The organism is Blastopirellula marina (assembly GCF_002967765.1).
Taxonomy (GTDB): Bacteria; Planctomycetota; Planctomycetia; order Pirellulales; family Pirellulaceae; genus Bremerella; species Bremerella marina_A.
On record NZ_PUHY01000004.1, the window covers coordinates 344,853 to 365,959 of the forward strand.

A 21,107-nucleotide genomic window follows, 5' to 3' on the forward strand; every position below is an offset into this window, starting at 1 on the left:
GTAGACTATTCGCAGGGGCAGACCTGTCGGATAATCGTCTCGTTTTTTGGGCAAATCCTGGCATGTCTCAAGTCATCGTAGTACAGACGACCACAAATTCTCGCGCCGACGCAGAGCGGCTCGCGGAAATCGTTGTGCAACGTGCTCTGGCTGGTTGTGTGCAGATTACCGGCCCGATCATTTCCGTTTATCGATGGCAAGACGCGGTGCAAAAAGACGAGGAATACCTGCTTTCGATAAAGACTATCGAGCAGGCGTTCACGCCATTGGCCGATCTGATTCGCAAACACCACAGTTATGACGTGCCTGAGATAATCGCTCTTCCTATAACCAACGGGACGACCGACTATCTGGCATGGTTAGCGGATCAGGTCACTACGGAATAGTCAACTCACATGTTTCGATTCAATGTCTCAGTGCATGCTCGGCCCCGCTCCATGCAATTGGGACCTATTGTCGCTATTCGCGGACTACGTCTGCAGACACTCTCGGTATCGCCTGCCGCACTAGGTGAGCCGATGGGCGCTTCATTTGAGGTAGCACAGTCGCATCTGAACGAACTGCCACGAATGTTCTTCGAGCCCGACGGATCATTCGTCTGGGTCGGTGAAGTTGGCGATCTCAAGCCATGGCAAGTTGACGGGGTCGTCTATGATCGCAACGCCAGTCTTCACGTTGTTGAGATGAAGGGTAGCTGTTCCGAGACCGCTTTCGATACTCTTCTCAGTGCTTTCGGCTGGCCTGGTACCGACTTGATCTTTCAGCTTACAGACGAGGGAGTCTTCATCGATGAAGGGGAATTCCGCCGCTTTGCCGTCGTCCGCTGATCGTTAGCGAGGTCGGAACAATTCTTGGAGGCCGCGATTGATTCCTTCTTGAATGGCTCCTTGAGCAGCGTTGTTAAGCATACCGCGAGCCATGTTCTCGATGACTTGGCTATCAATTTGTGGATTCTGCATCGAGCCCCGGATCGGTACCGTTACCGCTGTGCCACGCATCGTAGCTAACCAGGGTGCCTTTTGAATCCAGTTGTCTTTCACCGGGATGGAGACCATTAACTGCATTTGCTGGTTTGCGTCGACCCAGCCGGACGTCACCATTTGTACGTCGCCCGATTGTACGATCAGATTTTCGTGGTAAACACGTCCTCCTGCTAAGCGAAACCCCACTTGCTGAGGGGGCAATGTCAACAAAGAGGCGGAACCTTGATCGATCGCCGACGCCGGTTTCCCTTTCACTAGCGCTTCGACATTACGTCCCAAGGCAACGTATCCTTGTGCCAATGGTCCGGAACGAACCTCGGCTCCTTGAATGCTTAGCACTCCACTCGCTTCTCCTTGCATAGGATCGAACACAGGGAATCGTCCCGCTTCAATATCAAGTGAGAACTTGCCTTCCACGCGTGTAGCGTCGGCCAATATTGGAGCGACATAGCGAAGCCAGCCTTGGCACATCTGAGGTGTGATCGCGACGCTTTCAATCATTCGACCACGCGGCAGGTGCCACTGCATCGGCGTAGCGTTTAAGTGCAACTGGCTACGGAATGCCAGTTGGCCACCGCTCACCTCGGGGCTGTTCGCCGTTAACTGCAACACGCCTTGTCGCAGTTGAGTATTCATCGTGGTCTCACCCGTTGGGATCCCGTAGATATTGGCTTGCTTCCATGCGAGTTCGCCTCCGGCTTCCCAGGTCGGCGCTATGACATAATTGGCTCCTACCGATTCGCCTGTTGGCCAGATTGGTCCCGCCCATTGGAAGTTAGACGCCTGTTGGCCTTGGATTGAAACCTGCGGTCCCATGAATGCGGCGAGGATTGGCGATAGCTTGCTCCAGTCGTAATTCGCTTGACCGTTGATTGAGAGGTTACCATCGGTTGAAAGATGGCTGACGCCTCCCTTAATCGAAAGACTTAGCGCGGACGATTGAACCTGACAATCATGAATCGCTAACGAGTCTTCTTGGGGGTTTAAGCTGACCGATTGCATGTAGGCTAAGTTTGGTTCGTGCCAGCGGACCGACTGCTGAATGGCCGCAGCCGGTTGCACTTGGACTAGTTGAGTTGGCTGAGCTGTCGTGGGAACGCGAACTTCCCAATTTGCGATCTGTCCATTGTTTTGCAGGACGATTCCTTGATCATCTTTGGCCAAGGTCATTGTCCCTGCCATTTCGCCGGCAACCTGAGTTTGGCCCAACCACTGGGGAGGTAACACCCAATGAATACCCCGGCTCAGATCGACGCGATAAGCTAACTGCCCGGAAGCGGTTCCTGTTGCGCCCAGCGGCACGGCCAACTTCGTGGCGCGAGCCGAAACCGTGGTTCCTACGACGACAAATTGAGGCGCTGAAAAATGCTGAGCGTCCCAGTCAATCTTCGCGCTCCCTTCGACTTTCAACTTGTTTTCGTGAATCTGTGTCAGCGGTCCTACCAACGCGAAGTCGTTGACATCGATATTGACGCCTTCCAGGTCCCACTGATTTGGTGCCAGGTTAAGTTTGGCGAGCACATACCCATTGCCTCCGATATGGAAATCGTCCATCCCCAAGGCAGCTTTAAGCTGCGCCCAGACGGGATCGATCGGACCTTGAAGTTGCACTTTGATGGGCCAAGTCGCCTTTTCTCCTAACGTGATGCCGCTGGAGGTTTGAACGCTGAGGGCTGTCTGCCCTGTCTTCAGCATGGCGATCGCCGATTCGATTTGCTGTACTTGTCCGTCGCCGCAAATCAACGTGCTTTGAATCTGTGTTTGAATGCTCTTTTCTGAGAGCAGCGTTTGCGGGCCTTGCGACCACAGGGCATCGGCTCCGTTCGCTTGGGCGGCGAGAACTATGCGTCCTGCTCCCTGATTTTGGATCTGGAGCGATCCATCGAATGTCCCTGCGAACTGATTACCATTCAGGTCGACGAACTGGGAAAGGTCAGTCACCAGACGATTCGCATCCAGTTGGAAGTTGATGTTTGTCTCAGGGCCGTTGGTCTGACCTTCCGCGGTAAGGAAAGACGAGCGGCAGGCGATGGTATCGAGATGGAGTTCCCCCTCCGGCATCGTCAGCGCGAACGAGGTTTCGAGCGGTTGTTGCCACTTGGCACTCCGCCCATTCACAGTGGCCACGATATCGGATATCACTGCCCCGCCCTTCACCATCGGTTCGCCGGTATCGAGGGCGTTCGCTAAGTTGATCGAGATGCGGCCTTCGTTGAGTTCGACCCCTTGTCGAATCTGAAGGAGATCGGGAAAAGCATTCGCTAAGCGGGCTAAATCCGCGGTGCCGCGTAGTTCCCATGGCTGGTTGCCCAATAGGTTTTGTGGCGAAGCATTCGGCGCTGTGGCCGAAGTCAGCCCAGCGGGAATAATACCGTCGGCAAGTACTTGACCCCAGTCCGTGGTCACGGTGAATTGGCGAGCGATAATTTGATTGCCTGCTAAGGCAATTTCACCGGTGGCTCGCAGGGTGCCGTTATTCCAACCGTTGCCACGTTCGGACTGCAGCATTCGAACCGCGATTTGCGACGCTTCTAAATTACATCGTAGCGCCGGGCCGGCATGGGACGAGACTAATTCGATTTGACCATTCAACTCACCTTGGGTGATACATGGTTCGCCGATACGGCTGGCCAACAGTTCCATCACTCCTAGAGGCAGTCCCTTCGTTGCCAAGGTGAACTGTGTGTCGCCTGCCACACCAGGCAGGGTGCCTTTTCCCTGCAAGATACCCATCTGCTGTCGATCGCGAAGATTCGCCGAAAACGTACACGAGGCAGGCACGGTCGGATCTCGCCAGTCAACATCGGTCGAAACATCTTCGAGCGTCCAGTTTCGCGACGAGTTGCCATCGGCCAGATGGACCGTTGCTTCGCGCACCACAAGACGAAACTTGCGGGGCGTCGAGGGGCCGCCACTTGAATCGGCATCGATCGGCGCTTCGCTGGCTTCGGGAAAAAGCTTCTCAATATTGCTTGTCCCTTGATGAACGACAACATGAGCTGTCGCGCGATTGATTTCAATCGTTCCAAGGTCGCTAGTGTTGCTGATGAGTCCAAGCAGCGACTTGCTAATGCGAATCGAAGGAATTTCTGCGATCGGTTCCCCGTCCAAATCGACAACGTGCACATCATGCAGGATGACCGGCGAAAACCAACCGAGTGAAGCCGAGTCGACACGGACTTGCGCGTTGAGGCCGGAGGTTGCCTGAGCGATGCCCCAGCTAAGCATTGGCGTGCGTGCAGCAATTGAAGGGAGCATAAGTACCAGCAAAACCAAGCCGGCAACGACAACCAGTGGACGCCATTTCGACCAGGCACTGCCTAGGTTGCTGGACCCTGTTTCGCTCGTGAAATCCCCATCCTTGGGTCGTTTCTTCATCGCTCTCACCTTGATTCGCGGAACCGTGCGCGCATATTCCCGAGCGAGTTGTATCGCATCCTGATATTTCAAGCCAGAGCGACTTGCCTGCTAGCGTCCGATTGCGGACCACCGAGAAGATGCTGCCAAAGGTCGTGATAAAACGGGAAGCCGTTTAACCTTTAGCGAGAACATCGAGCGTTGTCGCTAAAGGTTAAGGGCAGCGGTTAGGCGGCTCCCCGTTTAGCCTCTTTTTGTTCGCTAATGACCTCATTTGCTTTCGACTTAGCTTCCGGCACACCCAATGCCGCAGCGACTCCAGGAGCCGTGCGGATGTGTAGATCGCGTTGTGGGAAGGCAATTTCGATCTTGGCGTCGCGGAATGCCATATCGATTTGAGTATGCAGATCGGTGATGACCTGAATACGGTTTTCGAGATTCGGCAAGTAGGCGCGAAGTACCAGATTGAGGGTGCTGTCACCAAATCCTTCAAATGCAGCCGATGGGCCGGGGTCTTTCATGAGGTACTGATTCTTCTCGGCAATCTCAAGCAAGATACGTCGCGCGTCTTCGGTGTTTGTCCCGTAGGCAACACCAACATTGATAACCACGCGATTTACCGTGTCAGACAACGTCCAGTTCAGCAGACGACCGGTGATAAATTCCTTGTTCGGCACGACGTATTCTTTGCGATCCCAGTTCGTGATCGAGGTGGCTCGAATGCGGATTCGAGAGACAACGCCTGTCACATCGTGAATGGTCACGATATCACCGACACGAATTGGTCGCTCGAACAGGATGATGATCCCAGCAACAAAGTTGGCAAACATTTCCTGTAAGCCGAACGCCAAACCGAATGTCAATGCGGTAGCCAACCATTGAATTTGAGACCACTGCAGGCCGAGCGTCGAAAAGGCCCACACGATGCCAAGCATTACGATGCCGTAGCTCGTTAGCGAGGTTATTGCATAACGTACCGAGGGTTCGAGCGGCAATCGTTGTAAGATGGCCATCTCCATCACACCAGGTACGTCGCGCGCGAATACTAAGGTCAGCACTAAGATCAATGCTGCGAAGGCGATCGTTAAGATCGTAATCTTACGGACGTTCTTATTCTCAGTGGCGAATGTATCGGTATCGGCTGTCGTTGACTTGGCGTCTTGCGACTCGCCGTCTTTCCCTTCGTCTCCCTTGCTGTCGGTCTTCGGCATGCCAGTCATCGCGGCCGTTGCATCATCTGATCCGCCAGACGCGTCGGCGACTTGTTCGCCCGTTTCAATCGTGTAAGAGTAATCATCCAGCATACTGAGGGCCGGCATGACCTGACTCCAGATAAGCCACATCCCGACAAGCGCGGCTGTGAACATGCCGGTCGTCAGTAATCGTTGAGTCTGGGCACTATGAGCCGAAAGTTCCGTCTTGGCTTGTTCCGCAATGATGGAGTTCGAGAGCGAAGCCGCTGCCGATTCGCCAGATTGGGCCGCGGCCGCTGCAGCACGTTCGCGGGCCTGGGCGATGCTCAGCTTACGACGAGCCAGCATGATCCACCGCATGACCGACGCACGAACCAGCATGAGTGCCAGAATGCAGCAAAGTGTTGCGAATAGTCGCCAGGAGAGAACTTGCGCTGTGTAGTAATATCCCCAGAAGGCAAGCCCTGCCAAAGCCAGCGGCGAAACAACCGCACACCAGTACCAGACGTACTTCAAGCGATCGAACCAACCACCTTGGTTGTAGGCAATGTACTCTTGGAAAACCCCAGTTGGATGCAAGATCCGACCTAGGAATACCGCCATGACAATCATCTGCAAAATGAAGCAGATACGCTCGAAGGCGTCGTGTCCGTGCGTTGGATCGCTCGCGTAGAAGGCAGCCGTGATGAAGGTCAATGGAAGGACCGCCGGCGTGAGCCAGGCCATGCTGCGGCCGAGAAGTCGGAGCGATGATTCTGGCCACTTAAAGTGCGACTCGCCGAGTCCCTTGCCACGACAAATGTTGCGAATCAATTCGAGCGGGAACCACATCACCGCGGTCCAGAACAAACCGTTGCCCACCGCGTTCGAGAAGCTGTTCTCGCTGCCGGACTCCATCAGTCGCCAAGCGATAAACGCCATGAACGCTGGATTGATAGCCGATAATAGCAGCGAATACAAAATTGCCCGGACGGTCGGCAGGAAGCCAAAGAACCCCGGCTTCTGAGCCAGTTCGCCCAGTTCGCGGAGATCATTCTTTAAGCGTCCTCGTTTGATGACAAAGCCAAGGAACGTCGACACGATCACTACGTACAGTAGCATGTTCCGTTTCAAGTCGGACCACAGCGATTGCCCCACACCGATCCAGGCTGCCGGCGACAACGCTTCTCGGTCGGAGTCATCGAGTTGAAGTTCGGTGGCCAGAACATTACCGCTACGAATCCACAACACGCGTTCGTCGATGAAGGCTTGGTACTTTGCAATCAGGCTGTTCGTCTCGTCTTCGGTGACGTTCAGCTCGATCATCTTATCGATGTACTTCTGGTTGTTGTTATTGAGATCGCTGAGCAGGCTCTGCTGTTTTTCGAATAGGTCGCGAGCGGCGGCTTCCAGTTGGTTGCGTTTGGCGACATCTTCCTCACTCGATTCATCCATCACTTGTTGGACAAGTGTTTCAATGTTGCCGAGTTCTTTACGGTCGTCGTCGTACTCGAACTGCTTGAACTGCGCCTCGTCGATTCGTGTTTGGCTTGCGGTCGCTTCGGCACGCCATGGTGCTTTCTCAAGTAGCTCGGTACGTTGCTTTCGCAGCAGCACGCCGATTGCATTGGTTAGACCTAACTGCTCTACCTTTTTCTTGGTCTTGTTGAACTGATCTCGGAGGGTAACCAATTCGTCGCGCGCTTCGTTGTAAGCTTTCTCGGCGTCGGCGAGGCTTTTGGTTACCTCTTGGTTCGTTTCCGCAAGTTCTTGGTTGCGTTCCGCGTAGGTACGCAGCACCGGTTGAACCATGATCAGTTGCTGGCGAGCTTGGCGAACCGCTTCGTCCGCAGCCTGGGCACGCTTGATCTTGATTTGATCGGCCATTGCCTTGGAGGTTTGGTCAGCGAAGGCGAGTTTCTGGGCCGCAAGGTCTCGCTCGACACGTACTAAGTCGACCGCGTCTTCCGCGTCGTACTTCAGAAGTTCTGCTTCCATCGCACGATATTGTTCAAAGAGAGCAATACGGCGGGCCAGAAGGTCGGTCTTGATTGCCTTGGCAACTAGCGGAACTTCGTCCGGTGACAGTGCTTCCAGTTTTTGGCGGAGTTCGCCCGCTTTGTTGGGCAACTCGATCATTTGTTGTCGGATGGTCTTCCGCTGATCCGAGCGACGCTTGGGTTCGTTCTCCGCGGTTATCTTATCTTTTCGAAGCACCGTACTGTCGAGTTCCAGTTTGGCCATTCGCTGTTCAAGTTCCGCCAAGGGGACTTCCGCAAATGTCTCAGGCTTCAATTTTTGAAGCTCGGCCAACTGCTGCTTCTTGGCATCCAGCGTTTGTTGAAGCAGTTCCGGCTTGGCATCGTTGCTGAAGGCGGAGACCTTGGCAGCGAGGTCTTGAGCTTCCTTCAGCTTCGCCGCAGCATTGCGATACAACTCGGCGATTCGCTTTTTGTTGTCCTCGCTCAGATCAGTTGCTTCTTCTGCTTCCTTACGCTGCAATTCGATCTTTTCAAGTGTAAGCTCTTCTTCGGGAGAACCGATCCCTGGTGGTGCCTGTCCGGCCGGCTGAGGTGTTGGTGCAGGAGCCTGGGTGGTGAATGTGCTGTTCTGCGGCACCGAATTCGGCCCGAAGCTTGGTTGGTAAGGGGCTTGTTGGGCCGCCGCGTTTTGCTGCGGGATATTTTGTGGATTAGTGAACTGCGATGGTTGCTGCTGCTGAGGTTGCTGTTGATACTGCGGCTGACTCATCGGTTGCGAATACTGCGAAGGCTGTTGCGCCATACGCTGTTGTTCCGGGCCGGGATTGTATTGAATTGGCACGGGACCGCGGTACGGCTGAACAGGCGCATCGCCACCATCCAATGTGATGGGGATGGGGCCTGAGTTCTGCTGTGCCCAAGTGGGGCATGCAATCGCCAGCAGACCAACCAAACCTAAGAAAGCGCCCATCGACAAGCGCGTCATTCGCATCATAATTTCTTCCCGTTCGCCCGACGACCATCGTCCAAAGAACGGTGGTCATAACGTCGCAATTATCCGTAATTCTCGTTGCGTCAGCTTCGCGCGGCGGAAGCCAAACTACAACGGGCGCGATACGATAGAGGTTGCCTACCGACCGGTCAATCGAGATCAGACCGGATTCGAGAGAAGAATGGACCCAGCCGTGCTAGCGGCTCCTAGCACGGCCAAAAAACGCCCTAGGGTGGCTTATCGGCCCCCTTTGAGCCGGTGCGCCGCGCGACGGATTGCTTCGTGGGTCAACGAATCACCAGCGACAACGGGAACCAATTTTGGATCGTCCACGGCCACAAGAAAGAAGCAGTATAGCATCTCGTCAGTCGTCTGCTCGCCGAACGTCACTCGCTCTGGAGGATAGCTCGGGTTTGATGGATTATTCGTCGAGTTGTCGTAACGCGCGACAACATTTAGTACCGTGCCAGCAGGGAGCGTAAACGGCTCAGAGTACATGTACTCGTCCTGCCAGTTGAAGTCCCACTGGGGAACATGGATGAGTTGCTTGGTGCTACCATCTGGCAGCTTTGCTGTCACCGTCATTTCTTGACCCAGCAAGTGCATGTGAGGAATGCAACTTAGCATGGTCAGTTCGGTTGGCAACTTGTAGGAAGCCTTCGCTTCGTAGTTTGCTTCATCCGGCGGAATGTCCAAATCGAATGAAGAGGTCCAAACTGCGAAGGCTTCGTTCTTTGGTTTGTCAACAAAGTAGATGCCGACTTTCGAACGATCCTTCGTTGCTTTGCCGCTTGGATGATAGTGAATCTGCATCACCAGATCGGACGACTTCCCCATCTTACGTCCTAAGCCATCCGGAAGTGGACGAGGCGTCTTGCCAGGCGACCAGCCACCGATCGAGCCCGACGGAATAAAGCCAGGTCCGCCAAAGGTGGAGTAACCTGGCTCCGGTGTTGCGGCATCTTTCTGGCGAGCCTTGCCACTGCTATCCAGGTAGAGCAGCGAGTGATGAACGACGCTGGCATCGCCCGGTTTGAATTCGACGGTCGCTACCAGCTTGTCCTCAGGGATGTCGTACGGGATCACGAAGTTCTGGAAGATATCGGCTCCGCCAGCTGGGACTTCGAAGTCCGCTTCCATTTCCAGAATCAAATCAGGCGTTCCCAAGTGCCAGTCGGCAGCAAAGGTCGGCTGGGGAGGTAAATCCTCGGGGGCTCCTTCAGCTCGGTCGGTTTTCGCCCAGGCCTTAAGCGTTGCAATTTCGTGATCCGTTAATGTTCGTTGCCCTTCGAATTCGCCATGCGTTTGGGCAGCTTTCCATGGGGGCATCAGTTTCAAGTCGACAACTCGAGCGATCTGACGAGCACGCTTGGCCGCATCCATGTAGCTGGTAAGTGGGAAGGGACCGACTTCGCCTTCGCGATGACATACGACGCAATTGGCGTTCAAGATCGGCGCGATGTCCTTATTGAATGTCAATTGCGCTTCGGTTGGGCTGGGCGTTGGAGGTAATTCGTAATAGCAGCCGATCGGTTCCTGATAAGGAACGGCAATTTCCAACCCAGAAACCAACGATATGACCGCAAGTTCTAATGTCTTCTCGGTTGGCTCTGGCTTGCTTCGACCTAGCTGTAAGAAGCGGTCATCAATTCGGCCGCGATAGGCAACGTTCCCTTCATGATCCAAGACGTAGACCTCGGGAATGTTTGTTGGTTGCAGTGCTTTGCCCACGCTAGCGTCACGATCGAGCAGAATGGGAAAGGCGATCTCGTATTCTTGCGCATACTCAGCAACTTGCTGTGGGGTTTGCGTAATGTCTGCCCAAACACCCAATAGTTGAACGGCTTCCTTGTTCTTCCCCCACTTGGCATAGAGGTCGTTAAGTACCGGGAAATAGCTTTTCGAGACGGGGCACTCGCCGGTCATGAAAACCAAAACGCGAACCGCTTTCCGCGAATGCGGGGCGAGTTCGTGTACCGATCCGGTGTGATCTTGACGCGTCAAATTGGCCTGAAAGGCACTAACTTGCGTTGGCGCCGGTTCCTCAGCGAGGGAAGCTGGAACGCCAATCAGTAATGCCAGACCAACGGAAAGCAGCGGAACGAAAGACTTCACGAGGGGGGACTCCATGTCGAGATCGCAAGGTATCAAATGAGTTTGGCACGCAATCCTTCCAGACGTCAACGGCCAAATACGTCGAAACCTGCCGGTCGAAGTAGGTTTCTAGGTCCTCGAGAAAAATACTAGCTTGCTAACGAGATAGTTTCGCTGCGATCGATATATTTGCTCTTCATCGGACGAACCGATAGAAATCGCCCCTCGAGCACCCGTTAGTGGTGCACTAATCGACCAGCGTGGGATCAATTTTCAGCTTGTCGCCCACCTTTTCTTGCCACATCTGAAAGGTGGCGAAAAGTTCCTTCTTCCTAGAGGCATATTTCGGATCGTCGGCCAGGTTTTTCATCTCGTGCGGATCCTCCGTCAAGTTAAACAATTTGATTGTGTTTGCTTTCGGATAGATCATCAGCTTGAAGCCATCTTCGGTAATGCTTCGCTGCAAGTTGAGATATGCGTTGTAGATCGCGTCGTAAGATGTTTCCTTTTCGCCAAGTGCCACCGGCAGCAGACTTTCGAACTCGACGTGGTCTGGCTTACTGATTCCGGCCAGTTCCAAAGTCGTCGGCATGATGTCCTGCAAGTAAACGGCCGCCTCGTTCTCGCCGGGTTTGATTTGAGGTCCTGAGATTAACAGCGGTACGCGAATGCTGTGATCGTACGAGTTTTGCTTGCCCATCAAGCCATGGTGGCCGCATGCCAGACCGTGATCGGCGGTGAAGAAGACATACGTGTTGTCCGCTTTCCCTGTTTGCTCGAGCGCCTCCAAGATGCGACCGATTTGTTGATCCATGTGGGTGATGATCGCGAAGTACTCCTGGCGATTCACCTGCACCGCGTACTTAGTGCGAGGAAATGGGGCCAAGTGTTCATCGCGTAGTGTGGGAGCACAACCGATCTCTTTATTCTCGGGATAGACTGGCAGAAAATCCTCGGGGACCTCAACTTCTTCCGCAGGATACATGTCGACAAATTCTTTGGGCGATTGTCGGGGATCGTGCGGCGCGTTGAATGCGATATACATGAAGAACGGTTTGTCATCCTTGGCAGCGGTTTCGAGGAAGCTGACCGCTTCGTCTCCAACAACTTCGCTCCAATGTTTGCCACCTTCCCAGAAACCTCCAAACTTCTTGTCCCATGGTTGCCATGTCTTATCGTCCTTGCTTTTCGGACGATCGTAACCTTCTGGCGTTTGTTGTGGCATGCCTCCCCGAACATGACCGGTGACATCAAAGGCCTTTTGGGCGTTGGCTTTAATATGCCACTTGCCGGTCATGTAGGTTTGGTAGCCGGCCTTTTTCAAGTGTTCGGACCAGAGGCGACCTTCCTGGCGTTCCTTTTCGGTGGTGTTGTAGACATCGTTGGCATGCCACACGAATCGCCCCGTGTTCAGCATGGTGCGGCTGGCGACGCAAACCGCTCCACTCCACGAACCTTGATTGTAGGCTCGATTGAACGAAAGAGACTGCTTTGCCAACTGATCGATATGGGGCGTCTTGACCTGAGTCATCCCGCGATAGCCGGTCGTTTCGTAGCTTTGATCGTCCGCGAAGATGAAGAGAATGTTCGGTTGTTTGCTATCGGCCGCTTCCGCGAAGGTAACCAAAGCGGCAACGACAAGGGGAACGAGCGAGAAGATGCGGATCACGGCAAATCTCCCAGGGGGGATGGAAGGATGAGGTAGAGTAGCAGTGCCTACCAGCATACCTGACCCACGAGGCTCGTTCCACGCGCAAACAAAAGCACGTCCCGTGCGATCTGGACGTGCTTCTGCTGGAGGGAGAGCTGCTACCTCAAAAAAGTCTTGGGGGAGGATCTCAGGTAGCCTCACCTCCGCTGGCTAGACGATCATCCAGGCTCCATTTGCCCGATCCATTGGCAATGAGGAACAGCATGGTGCCCATCATCGAGAGATTCTTCATGAACTGTATCGTTTGCATCTGGGCTGCCTCGCCTTCAAACGTCCAAAAGTCGTGGAAGAAGTAAGTCGCTAAGACCAAAAACGTTAGCAGCAGACCAGCACCGATACGGGCTTTAAACCCCAAGACAATCGACAAGCTGCCGGCGATTAGAAATAGAATCGCACCCGTCAGCATGAACTGTGGAGCCGGCACACCTTCGGAAGCCATGTATTGGGACACCCCTTCAAACTGCGGGATTTTGTTTGCTACCGCACTCAGCAGGAAGATCGTGACGATAAACACACGACCGATGACGGTCAAAATGCCTTGGACAACTGGATTCATGGTGGATCTCTTCTGACATACGTTAAGGATGATTGTTTACGACAAATCGAACAGCATGATCTCAGCAGCTTCGCTCGCTTCGATCTTCAGCAGTCGTTCCTCGCTGACTGCCGCGCCGTCACTTGTTGCCAGTGGGGTTCCATTGAGGAGAACGCTTCCTCGCAACACTTGCAGCCATGCATGACGTGACTCGGCGATTGACTGCTCGATACTGGCTCCTTTGTCGAGCTTGCTGAGGTAGATCTTGGCGTCTTGATGGATTGCCAACGAACCTTCCTCGGCATCCGGTGAAGCGACCACCCTCAACCGGTTGTGCAACTGGTCGTCGGGAAATCGCTTCTGTTCGTAACTAGGCGTGTGACCCTTTTGATCAGGAAATAGCCAGATTTGGTACAGGTGGACTGGTTCAGTGCTCGATGGGTTGAATTCGCTGTGGGTGATACCGGTGCCGGCTGTCATCCGTTGGAATTCGCCTGGGCGAAGGACCTCGCCATTTCCCATCGAGTCTTTATGTTCCAATGCTCCTTCCAGCACATAGGTGACAATCTCCATGTCGTTGTGCGGATGCGTACCAAAACCTTGCCCGGGGGCGACACGATCTTCGTTCATGACCCGTAGTGCCCGAAAGTGAACATGATTTCGGTCTTGGTACGTTGAGAACGAGAACGTGTGGTATGTGTCGAGCCAACCATGGTTCGCGTGCCCACGGTCGGCAGATTTGCGGACTTGGATCATGACGTTGACTCCTTATTGAGCGAGGAAACCACCATCTACCGGTAGCGAAATGCCGGTAGTAAACGAAGCTGCGTCCGAGGCCAGGTAAAGCACGGCCGCAGCTATTTCATCTGCCGTGGCTAGCCGATTCATTGGATGTAATGAGGCGAGTTGGGCCCGATTCTCGGCACCTTCCTTGCCGGCGAAACGATCGATCATGTCCGTCGCCGTCGCGGCAGGAGCCACGGCGTTGATGCGAATGTTCTGCTGGGCATATTCCAAGGCGGCTGTCTTCGTCGCTCCCTCCACGGCATGCTTCGAGGCGTTGTAAATGCTGGCTCCCGGCATGGCGATGTGCCCGAGGATGCTGGACGTGTTAATGATCACTCCGCCCCCGTGCTCCAGCATTTGCTGGATCTCGTATTTCATGCTTAGGAACACCCCGAGGACATTAATATCGAACACGTGGCGATAGGCATCGGTGGTGAATTCGGCAACCGGTCCAGTGTGTTCTACGCCCGCGTTATTGAACGCGATGTCAACGCGACCATATTGCTTGACCGTTTCGGCGATCAGGTTTCTCACGTCTACTTCGTTCGCCACATCGGTCTTCACGAACGTCGCGGTGCCGCCCCTCTCAGAAATTTCCTGAACGACTCGATGACCATGTTCGTCTCTTCGCCCGGCGATAACGACCTTTGCCCCATGCGTGGCGAACTGCAGCGCGGTGGCTTTGCCGATTCCTGAAGTGCCACCGGTGATCAGTACGACCTTGTTTTGAAAGCTCATTCGTTGTTTTTCCTGAGATAGATTCGATAGTGACTATTGATATGTAAACTAAATGCTTAAAAAAACAGATGTCAGGAATCTTCGTCGGTTACACCTTGGCGTGATTTTTCTAACAGATTAATCAATTGCTGTAGTTCTTCTGCGCTCAGGTGACCAATCAGGTGCTTGTGCATCGTCATCAACGGTTGATCGATCTTGCTCAGAACTTCCAAAGCTTTATCGGTGATCTCCACGTAAACGACACGGCGATCCTTCTCGCACCGCACGCGGCTGACCAACTCTTGTTTCTCCAATCGATCGATCAGGCCTGTGATCGCAGGCACAACCTGAATCAAGCGACTGGCAATTTCCAACGAAGGCAACGGCTTTCCCTCACCCCGTAAGATCCGCAAGACGTTGTACTGCGAACCGGTCAGGCTGTACTCACGAAGCAAGCGACCTAATCGATTGTGAAACAGATCGCTTGTCCGCAATATGTTGAGGATTGCTTCCTGTTCTTTCGACTCGAACGGATCCCGTTTCTTGAGTTCGTCTTGTAAGCCTGGTGGGGTCATTTAGGTCTCCATCTCCTTTTACTTTACATGTAAACAATGTGCGAGGCAATACGATTTCATTCACATGGCGAATATTATCTCAGAAAGCACCTCTGTGGGGGTATCCCAAAAAATCTGGTTTTCCATTAATTGTATGATCGAGGGGGTAATGTGTTAAACTATGAAGCTTGATAGAGATCCTTTTCGGATTTCCTTATTCCTACCTTCACCTCATCTCCCAAACCGAATCCCCTATGAAATGGTTAACCTGCGCCGTCCTGGCGACAATTGCTTACCTGTTCGCCTCTCCGGTCTCCGGTTCCGAGCTTCTGGTTGAGGCAGAAAGTTTCACCGATCATGGTGGCTGGCAACTCGACACCCAGTTTATCTCCGAAATGGGGTCCCCCTATCTGTTGGCTCATGGGCTTGGCAAACCCTGCCAGGACGCCAAGACGAAGGTGAGCTTTCCCGCCCCAGGTAAGTACCGCGTTTTTGTTCGCACGAAGGACTGGGTTGCCCAGTGGGATGCGAAAGGCGCTCCGGGCAAATTTCAGGTGGCGATCGACGGTAAGCCGCTCCAAGAAACCTTCGGAACCGAAAGTGCCGACTGGTTTTGGCATGACGGCGGTGTGGTTGATATCGAAGAAACCGACGTCACACTCAGCTTGAAAGACCAGACGGGTTTCGACGGTCGATGCGACGCTATCTACTTCACCACCGATTTGAACGCCAAGCCGCCGACGAGTGGTTCTCAGCTGGCGAAGTGGCGGAAGCAGCAACTGGGTATTGTTGAAGACATTAAAACCGAAGGTCCGTATGACTTAGTTGTGATCGGCGGTGGCTATTCCGGAATGGGAGCGGCGATCAGCGCGGCTCGTATGGGCTGCAAAGTGGCTCTTATTCAAGATCGCCCGGTTCTCGGTGGAAACGGAAGCAGTGAAGTGCGTGTCTGGGCGATGGGCTTAATCCGTCGCGGTAAGTACCCACGCATCGGTGAGATCATCGAAGAGTTCGCCGATCGTGCGAAGAAGTCGCCAGGTACCTACGAAGAATTCGGCGATGAGCAAAAAGAGGCAATCGTTCGAGCGGAACCCAACATCGACCTATTCCTGAATCATCACGCCAATCAACTAGAAATGAAAAATGGCGAGATCGCCTCAGTCACGGCTTTCGATACCCGCACCAGTCAAGTGCGAAAGTTTGAAGGAACGTTCTTCTGCGATGCGACTGGACATGGTTCGATCGGAGCACTCGCCGGAGCCCTTTACGATCAGACCGACAAGGGACGGATGGGAATGAGCAACATGTGGCGGTGGGACGAAGCCGACCACGAAACAACCTTCCCAGAAACGCCATGGGCGCTTGATCTGACGATGAAGGACTTCCCTTATCCGCGCGATCATCACGGGCAATGGTTTTGGGAAAGTGGGTTTGATAAGGATCCCCTGCATGGAGCGGAAGCCATTCGCGATTGGAACTTACGTGCGGTGTATGGTGCGTTTAACGCCATGAAGAATCGTGAGGGCGCGTCGAAACATAAGAACGCAGAACTGACCTGGCTGGCTTATATCGGCGGTCCCCGCGAGTCGCGACGCTTAATTGGTGACGTGGTGCTGACTCAGGATGACATCGTCGACAAACGAGAATTTTCTGACGGTTGCGTTCCGAGCACCTGGTCGATCGACCTCCACTATCCCAAAAAGGAATTCGCCGACAAGTTCCCCGAGAACCCATTCATTTCGATCGCGGTTCACGATCAACGTGTCGACCGAGCCTACGGTTATCCCGTTCCTTACCGCTGTTTTTACTCGAAGAACATTCCGAATCTCTTCATGGCTGGCCGCTGCATTAGCGTGACCCACGAAGCACTTGGTACCGTTCGCGTGATGAAGACCTGCGGCATGATGGGGGAAGTTGTGGGGAAGGCTGTTTCGGTTTGCAAGATCCATGACTGCTCGCCGCGTGAGGTTTACGAAGATCACTGGAGCGAAATGGACGAGCTGCTTAAACTGCCTGGCCAAGCTCGCCGCGAAACGGTCACGGCGAAAATCGAAATGCCCGATGTCTTGCTGCCGGCTTCCAGTTACGGTCCTCCAACCGGGCTCAATCCAGCGAAGATGGCAGGCATCGTTGTGGATGATCGCCAAGCCGAAAAGAGTGGCAACTGGACCGAAGGAACCGGGCTCAAGGGCTACGTTGGTCACGGCTATCTTTATGCTGGCCAAAAGGGAGCCAAGGTTCGCTTCCCAGTGAAAATCGAGAAAGCTGGCGATTATGAAGTTCGTCTGGCTTACCTTCCGCACGAGAATCGAAGCCCAAGCGTAAGCGTGTCGGTCTCCGGCAAGCAGGCCAAAGGGATGAAGCGTATCAACATGCAAGAGCAGCCGCCCATCGACGGCGGTTTCATCTCACTGGGGACGTTCTCGTTCACGGCCGGCGAAACCGCTTATGTCGAAGTGGAAGGTAGTGGAAACGGCAATGTACATGCAGATGCCGTTCAACTCATTCCTGTCGAGGCCAAATAGCCCGCCCGTATGACGGACGAACTTCCGCAGATTTCCGCCACGTCAAATCCGCGGCGACTCAATAGCCGGCATTTCTTGCTGCACGGTTATCGTTTCGCCGTGATTGTGGCGGTCGCGCTGCTCGTACGTTGGCATGTCGCAGCGGATAATCCCATCCAGCAAGGACCTGTCGAAGTCTCGCTCTCACAGGTTCAATCTCTTCTGCCGGAGGCGGCATCGGTGACAACTGCCGCCGACCGGAATGGAGTCTACATCGAAGACTCTGACGGAAAACGCGTCGGATGGGCTATCACCACATTGCCTGGCGCGCGGAATGTAATCGGTTTCTCTGGTCCGACGAACACATTGGTGGTCGTCGATCGTCATAACGCAATCTGTGGAATCGAAATCCTTTCAAGCAAGGATACTCCAGAACATGTTGCCGCGGTGCGCGAATCAGAGTCGTTTGTCCATCAGTTCGCTGGCAAGACTCCCGATGATCTCGCTAGCGAGGTTAAGCTTGATGCTGTTTCGGGAGCAACGCTGACGAGTCTGGCAATCATCGAATCGGTAACCAAATCGCTAGGAAGCGATCCTCCAAACTATCGCTTTCCGAAAGAGATCACTTTGATGGAGGTAGCCGAGATTCTTCCGGACGCAAAAAAACTCGAAGCTCGGAAGTCACCACGTGGCTGGTGGGATGTCATCGATGCGGCTGGAAAAACGATTGGTACTGCTTGGCGAACGAGCCCTGCCGCGGACAATCATGTCGGGTATCAAGGCCCAACTGATGTACTGGTCGTTATGGATGTTGACGGCAAGTTGAAGGCAGTCGCTTTGCGATCGAGCTACGACAACGAACCTTATGTGCGCTATGTTCGCGAAGACTGGTCCTTCCCTGAATATCTTGCCGGTTATGACCTGTCGCAATTAGCCGAGCTCGATATCGAACAGGCGCAGATCGAAGGGGTATCTGGCGCCACGATGACCAGCCAAGCTGCAACCCAAGCAGTTGGCATCGCGGCAGCTGAGGTCCAACGCACGATGGAAATAGCTGACGTCGCAAAGCCGACAACCAGTCCTATTATTTTCAGTTGGCGCGACGGAGCGACGCTGGTTGTGATCGGTTTGGCATTGGTAATTGCATTCTCGAACCTGCGTGGGAAGAAGTGGGTTCAGTACGGCTTCGGGGCGATCGTAATAGGTTACCTGGGGTTCTTCGCCGGCGATATTCTTTCGATGGCGTTGCTGGTCGGTTGGGCAGGTCACCCTATCGCGTGGGGGAAATGTATTGGCTTGGTGGCGGTCGGATTCGCCGCTTTTGCCGTTCCGCTGTTCAGCAAGAAACAGGTTTACTGCAATCACCTTTGCCCCCATGGGGCGGCGCAGATGATGATTCTGCGCTTGACCAAGAAGTGGCACTGGACGATTCCCAAGAAATTGCGACCCGTGTTGTCGGCGATTCCGGCGCTCCTTCTGGCGGTCGTGATTTTCATAGCCTTCTCTATCATTGATGGCAATTTAGCTGCTTTAGAGCCATTTGACGCCTACGTCCCCTCGATTGCCGGGTGGGCTTCGCTCTCGATTGCGATCGGTGGCCTGATTTTTTCGGCATTCGTCCCGATGGGGTTTTGTCGTTTTGGTTGCCCGACTGGTGCCGTGATCTCGCATGTTCGCTGGAATGCCTCGAGCGATCGCTGGTCGATTCGTGATAGTGCGGCGACACTACTGCTTGGTTTGGCGGTGATTTGCTTCTGGTGGTAGTCGGACGTCGAAGTTCTGGAGAATCGTCCTTATAATGAAAAGGATCGAACGATTCTTTTCTTTCCCCGCAACTCCGCGAGACGAGAACGGCTGCCTTATGACCGAAAAGAAGATGGGACCCTATCGGCTGGAAGCAACCATTGGCAGTGGCGGTATGGGAACGGTCTATCGTGGCATCGACGAACGTACCGGCGATAAAGCGGCGATTAAAGTCCTGCCCAGCGGTATGTCGCACAACGAAGGGCTGCGGGAACGATTTCAGCGAGAAATTGAAACGTTGCTTCAGTTGCGTCACCCGAACATCGTCCGCTTGTATGGTTTTGGCGAGGAAGAGGGGGAACTTTTCTATGCGATGGAATTGGTCGACGGAAAAAGCTTGGCCGAAGTAATCGTGAAGAAGCCAATCAAGAATTGGCGAACGGCCGTTAAGTACAGCTTGGAAATCGCTTACGGTCTGCGGCAAGCGCACGATATGGGAATCGTGCACCGAGATATTAAGCCGGCCAATATCCTGGTCACTAAGAGCAACAAGATAAAGATCCTCGACTTTGGCATCGCCCGATTGTTCGGGGCCACCGGTGTCACCATGGCAGGCGGCATCGTCGGCACGGCCGACTACATGGCGCCCGAGCAAGCGTTCGGTGAAGGGGTGACTCCGAAGGCCGATCTCTACAGCTTGGGCGCCGTACTTTATGCCATGTTAGCGCGGCAACCTCCTTTCCGTGGCAGCACCGTAACCGAAATCCTCGATAAGCTTCGTTATTCCGATCCAATCCCAATCGATCGTCTTGTCGAGACGATTCCCAACGATCTGGCTCAATTAGTCACGCAGCTTCTGGAAAAGAATCCTGACCAGCGTGTCCCAACAGCTCGTGTCTTGTGTCGTCGTTTGGAGGCATTGCTCGAGACACCTGAGGACACCGACTTCGAGATGAACATGGCCGATTATTCGACGCGTGTTCCCTCGTCACCAGCCGATGAGTATCAGCTCAAGTCCAATGAGGACGACGCTCCGACACTCGATCCTGAGGTTCGTCAGATGGCCGAGGCCCCAACGATGAATCTCACCGGGGACGGAAAATCGGGGGCCAGCGCACCTGGCAGCGTGCGAGGAAAAACTGAGGCTCCAGCGACCATCGTCACCAACCGACCAGATGACAAAGACTCACCCAAGACCCGCTTTACCACGGTTGCCGAGCAGCGAAAGAAAACTACTGAAGAAGAACAACGCCGCGAGAAGAGCAGCGCATGGATTAACTACCTTCAGATTGGCGGACTGCTTTTAGCATTGGGGGTTGTTGTCGCGGTAATGATGATCGCGCCCCGTAAGCCCGATGCGGACATGCTGTATCACACGATTGAAACCAGCGTGAAGGATGGCAATCTCGGAGCGGTTGACGCGCAGATGGACGACTTCCTCGATCGCTTTCCGGATGATTCGCGCTCGTCGTACGTGGCGGAACTAAAAGAGGAATTGAATCTGCGGCGACGCGAGAGACAGTATCAAATGACCGCGATGCTAGGCAATTCGCAGCAAAAGCTATTGCCGGCGGAGCAGCTTTACCTGGAAGCGTTGAAGACATACGACACCGATCCGTATGCTACGCGGCGACGATTGCAGGGAATTTTGATGACGTATGGACCAGCTGATGGACAGACAGGAGACTTAGGCCGATGCTTGACCTTGGCTGAGCGACGCTTAAAGCAACTCAATGGTGTGTTAGTAGCGCAAACCAATCAGCAAGCGGCTTCGATTCGCGAACGACTCGATCAGGCCAAACGCCTTGCACCTGACGACCCAGAGAGAGCCCGCCAAATCTATCGCGGCGTGTTGCTGCTGCTCGAAGATCGTACTTGGGGCAGCAATTTGGCTGCGGAAGCGGAAAGCGGCCTCGAGTCACTGCGTCGATAACATCGTCGACACCGCGCCCGCGCATTTGGCGTATCGCCTTCGCGG

General features: G+C 54.0%; 13 protein-coding genes. 5 read left to right on the forward strand and 8 right to left on the reverse strand.

Annotated features, from left to right (window positions below; translation table 11 throughout):
- The first annotated feature begins 62 nt into the window (after positions 1 to 62).
- Both cutA and C5Y83_RS02790 read left to right on the forward strand, forming a co-directional pair.
- Positions 63 to 386, forward strand: a complete 324-nt coding sequence (gene cutA / locus C5Y83_RS02785) for a divalent-cation tolerance protein CutA (protein ID WP_105328125.1) — start codon at positions 63 to 65, stop codon at positions 384 to 386.
- A 51-nt stretch (positions 387 to 437) separates the two neighbouring features.
- Complete coding sequence (locus C5Y83_RS02790; protein WP_146117600.1) at positions 438 to 827, forward strand: hypothetical protein; 390 nt, start codon at positions 438 to 440, stop codon at positions 825 to 827.
- 3 nt (positions 828 to 830) lie between these two features.
- Here C5Y83_RS02790 and C5Y83_RS02795 read toward each other — a convergent pair whose 3' ends face one another.
- The 8 genes from C5Y83_RS02795 to C5Y83_RS02830 all read right to left on the reverse strand — a co-directional run bounded on the left by C5Y83_RS02795 (position 831) and on the right by C5Y83_RS02830 (position 14,903).
- Positions 831 to 4,361 carry a hypothetical protein gene (locus C5Y83_RS02795; protein WP_105328127.1) on the reverse strand — a complete coding sequence of 1,177 codons (3,531 nt, stop codon included), beginning with the start codon at positions 4,359 to 4,361 and terminating at the stop codon, positions 831 to 833.
- 206 nt (positions 4,362 to 4,567) lie between these two features.
- Complete coding sequence (locus C5Y83_RS02800) at positions 4,568 to 8,479, reverse strand: mechanosensitive ion channel domain-containing protein (protein ID WP_158262203.1); 3,912 nt, start codon at positions 8,477 to 8,479, stop codon at positions 4,568 to 4,570.
- Between the two features lie 243 nt (positions 8,480 to 8,722).
- On the reverse strand, positions 8,723 to 10,600 hold the full coding sequence (locus tag C5Y83_RS02805; protein ID WP_233207055.1) for a redoxin domain-containing protein: 1,878 nt from the start codon (positions 10,598 to 10,600) through the stop codon (positions 8,723 to 8,725).
- A gap of 226 nt (positions 10,601 to 10,826) precedes the next feature.
- A complete protein-coding gene (locus C5Y83_RS02810) occupies positions 10,827 to 12,248 on the reverse strand; it encodes a sulfatase-like hydrolase/transferase (protein WP_233207061.1) in 1,422 nt (473 codons plus the stop codon).
- A 169-nt stretch (positions 12,249 to 12,417) separates the two neighbouring features.
- Positions 12,418 to 12,846, reverse strand: a complete 429-nt coding sequence (locus C5Y83_RS02815; RefSeq protein ID WP_105328131.1) for a DoxX family protein — start codon at positions 12,844 to 12,846, stop codon at positions 12,418 to 12,420.
- A gap of 36 nt (positions 12,847 to 12,882) precedes the next feature.
- Positions 12,883 to 13,581 (reverse strand): pirin family protein, encoded by a 699-nt coding sequence (locus C5Y83_RS02820; protein ID WP_105328132.1) that lies wholly within the window; start codon positions 13,579 to 13,581, stop codon positions 12,883 to 12,885.
- A 12-nt stretch (positions 13,582 to 13,593) separates the two neighbouring features.
- Positions 13,594 to 14,349: a glucose 1-dehydrogenase gene (locus C5Y83_RS02825; RefSeq protein WP_105328133.1), complete on the reverse strand. Its 756-nt coding sequence runs from the start codon at positions 14,347 to 14,349 to the stop codon at positions 13,594 to 13,596.
- A 71-nt stretch (positions 14,350 to 14,420) separates the two neighbouring features.
- Positions 14,421 to 14,903 carry a MarR family winged helix-turn-helix transcriptional regulator gene (locus C5Y83_RS02830; protein WP_105328134.1) on the reverse strand — a complete coding sequence of 161 codons (483 nt, stop codon included), beginning with the start codon at positions 14,901 to 14,903 and terminating at the stop codon, positions 14,421 to 14,423.
- Positions 14,904 to 15,136: 233 nt separating this feature from the next.
- Here C5Y83_RS02830 and C5Y83_RS02835 point away from each other — a divergent pair, with 233 nt between their 5' ends.
- The 3 genes from C5Y83_RS02835 to C5Y83_RS02845 all read left to right on the forward strand — a co-directional run bounded on the left by C5Y83_RS02835 (position 15,137) and on the right by C5Y83_RS02845 (position 21,062).
- Positions 15,137 to 17,407, forward strand: a complete 2,271-nt coding sequence (locus C5Y83_RS02835) for an FAD-dependent oxidoreductase (RefSeq protein ID WP_105328135.1) — start codon at positions 15,137 to 15,139, stop codon at positions 17,405 to 17,407.
- A gap of 9 nt (positions 17,408 to 17,416) precedes the next feature.
- Positions 17,417 to 19,150, forward strand: coding sequence for an FMN-binding protein (locus tag C5Y83_RS02840; protein WP_105328136.1), 1,734 nt, complete (start codon positions 17,417 to 17,419; stop codon positions 19,148 to 19,150).
- Between the two features lie 97 nt (positions 19,151 to 19,247).
- Entirely contained in the window at positions 19,248 to 21,062 is a 1,815-nt protein-coding gene (locus tag C5Y83_RS02845; protein WP_158262204.1) for a serine/threonine-protein kinase, read from the forward strand.
- The last annotated feature ends 45 nt before the right edge of the window (positions 21,063 to 21,107 follow it).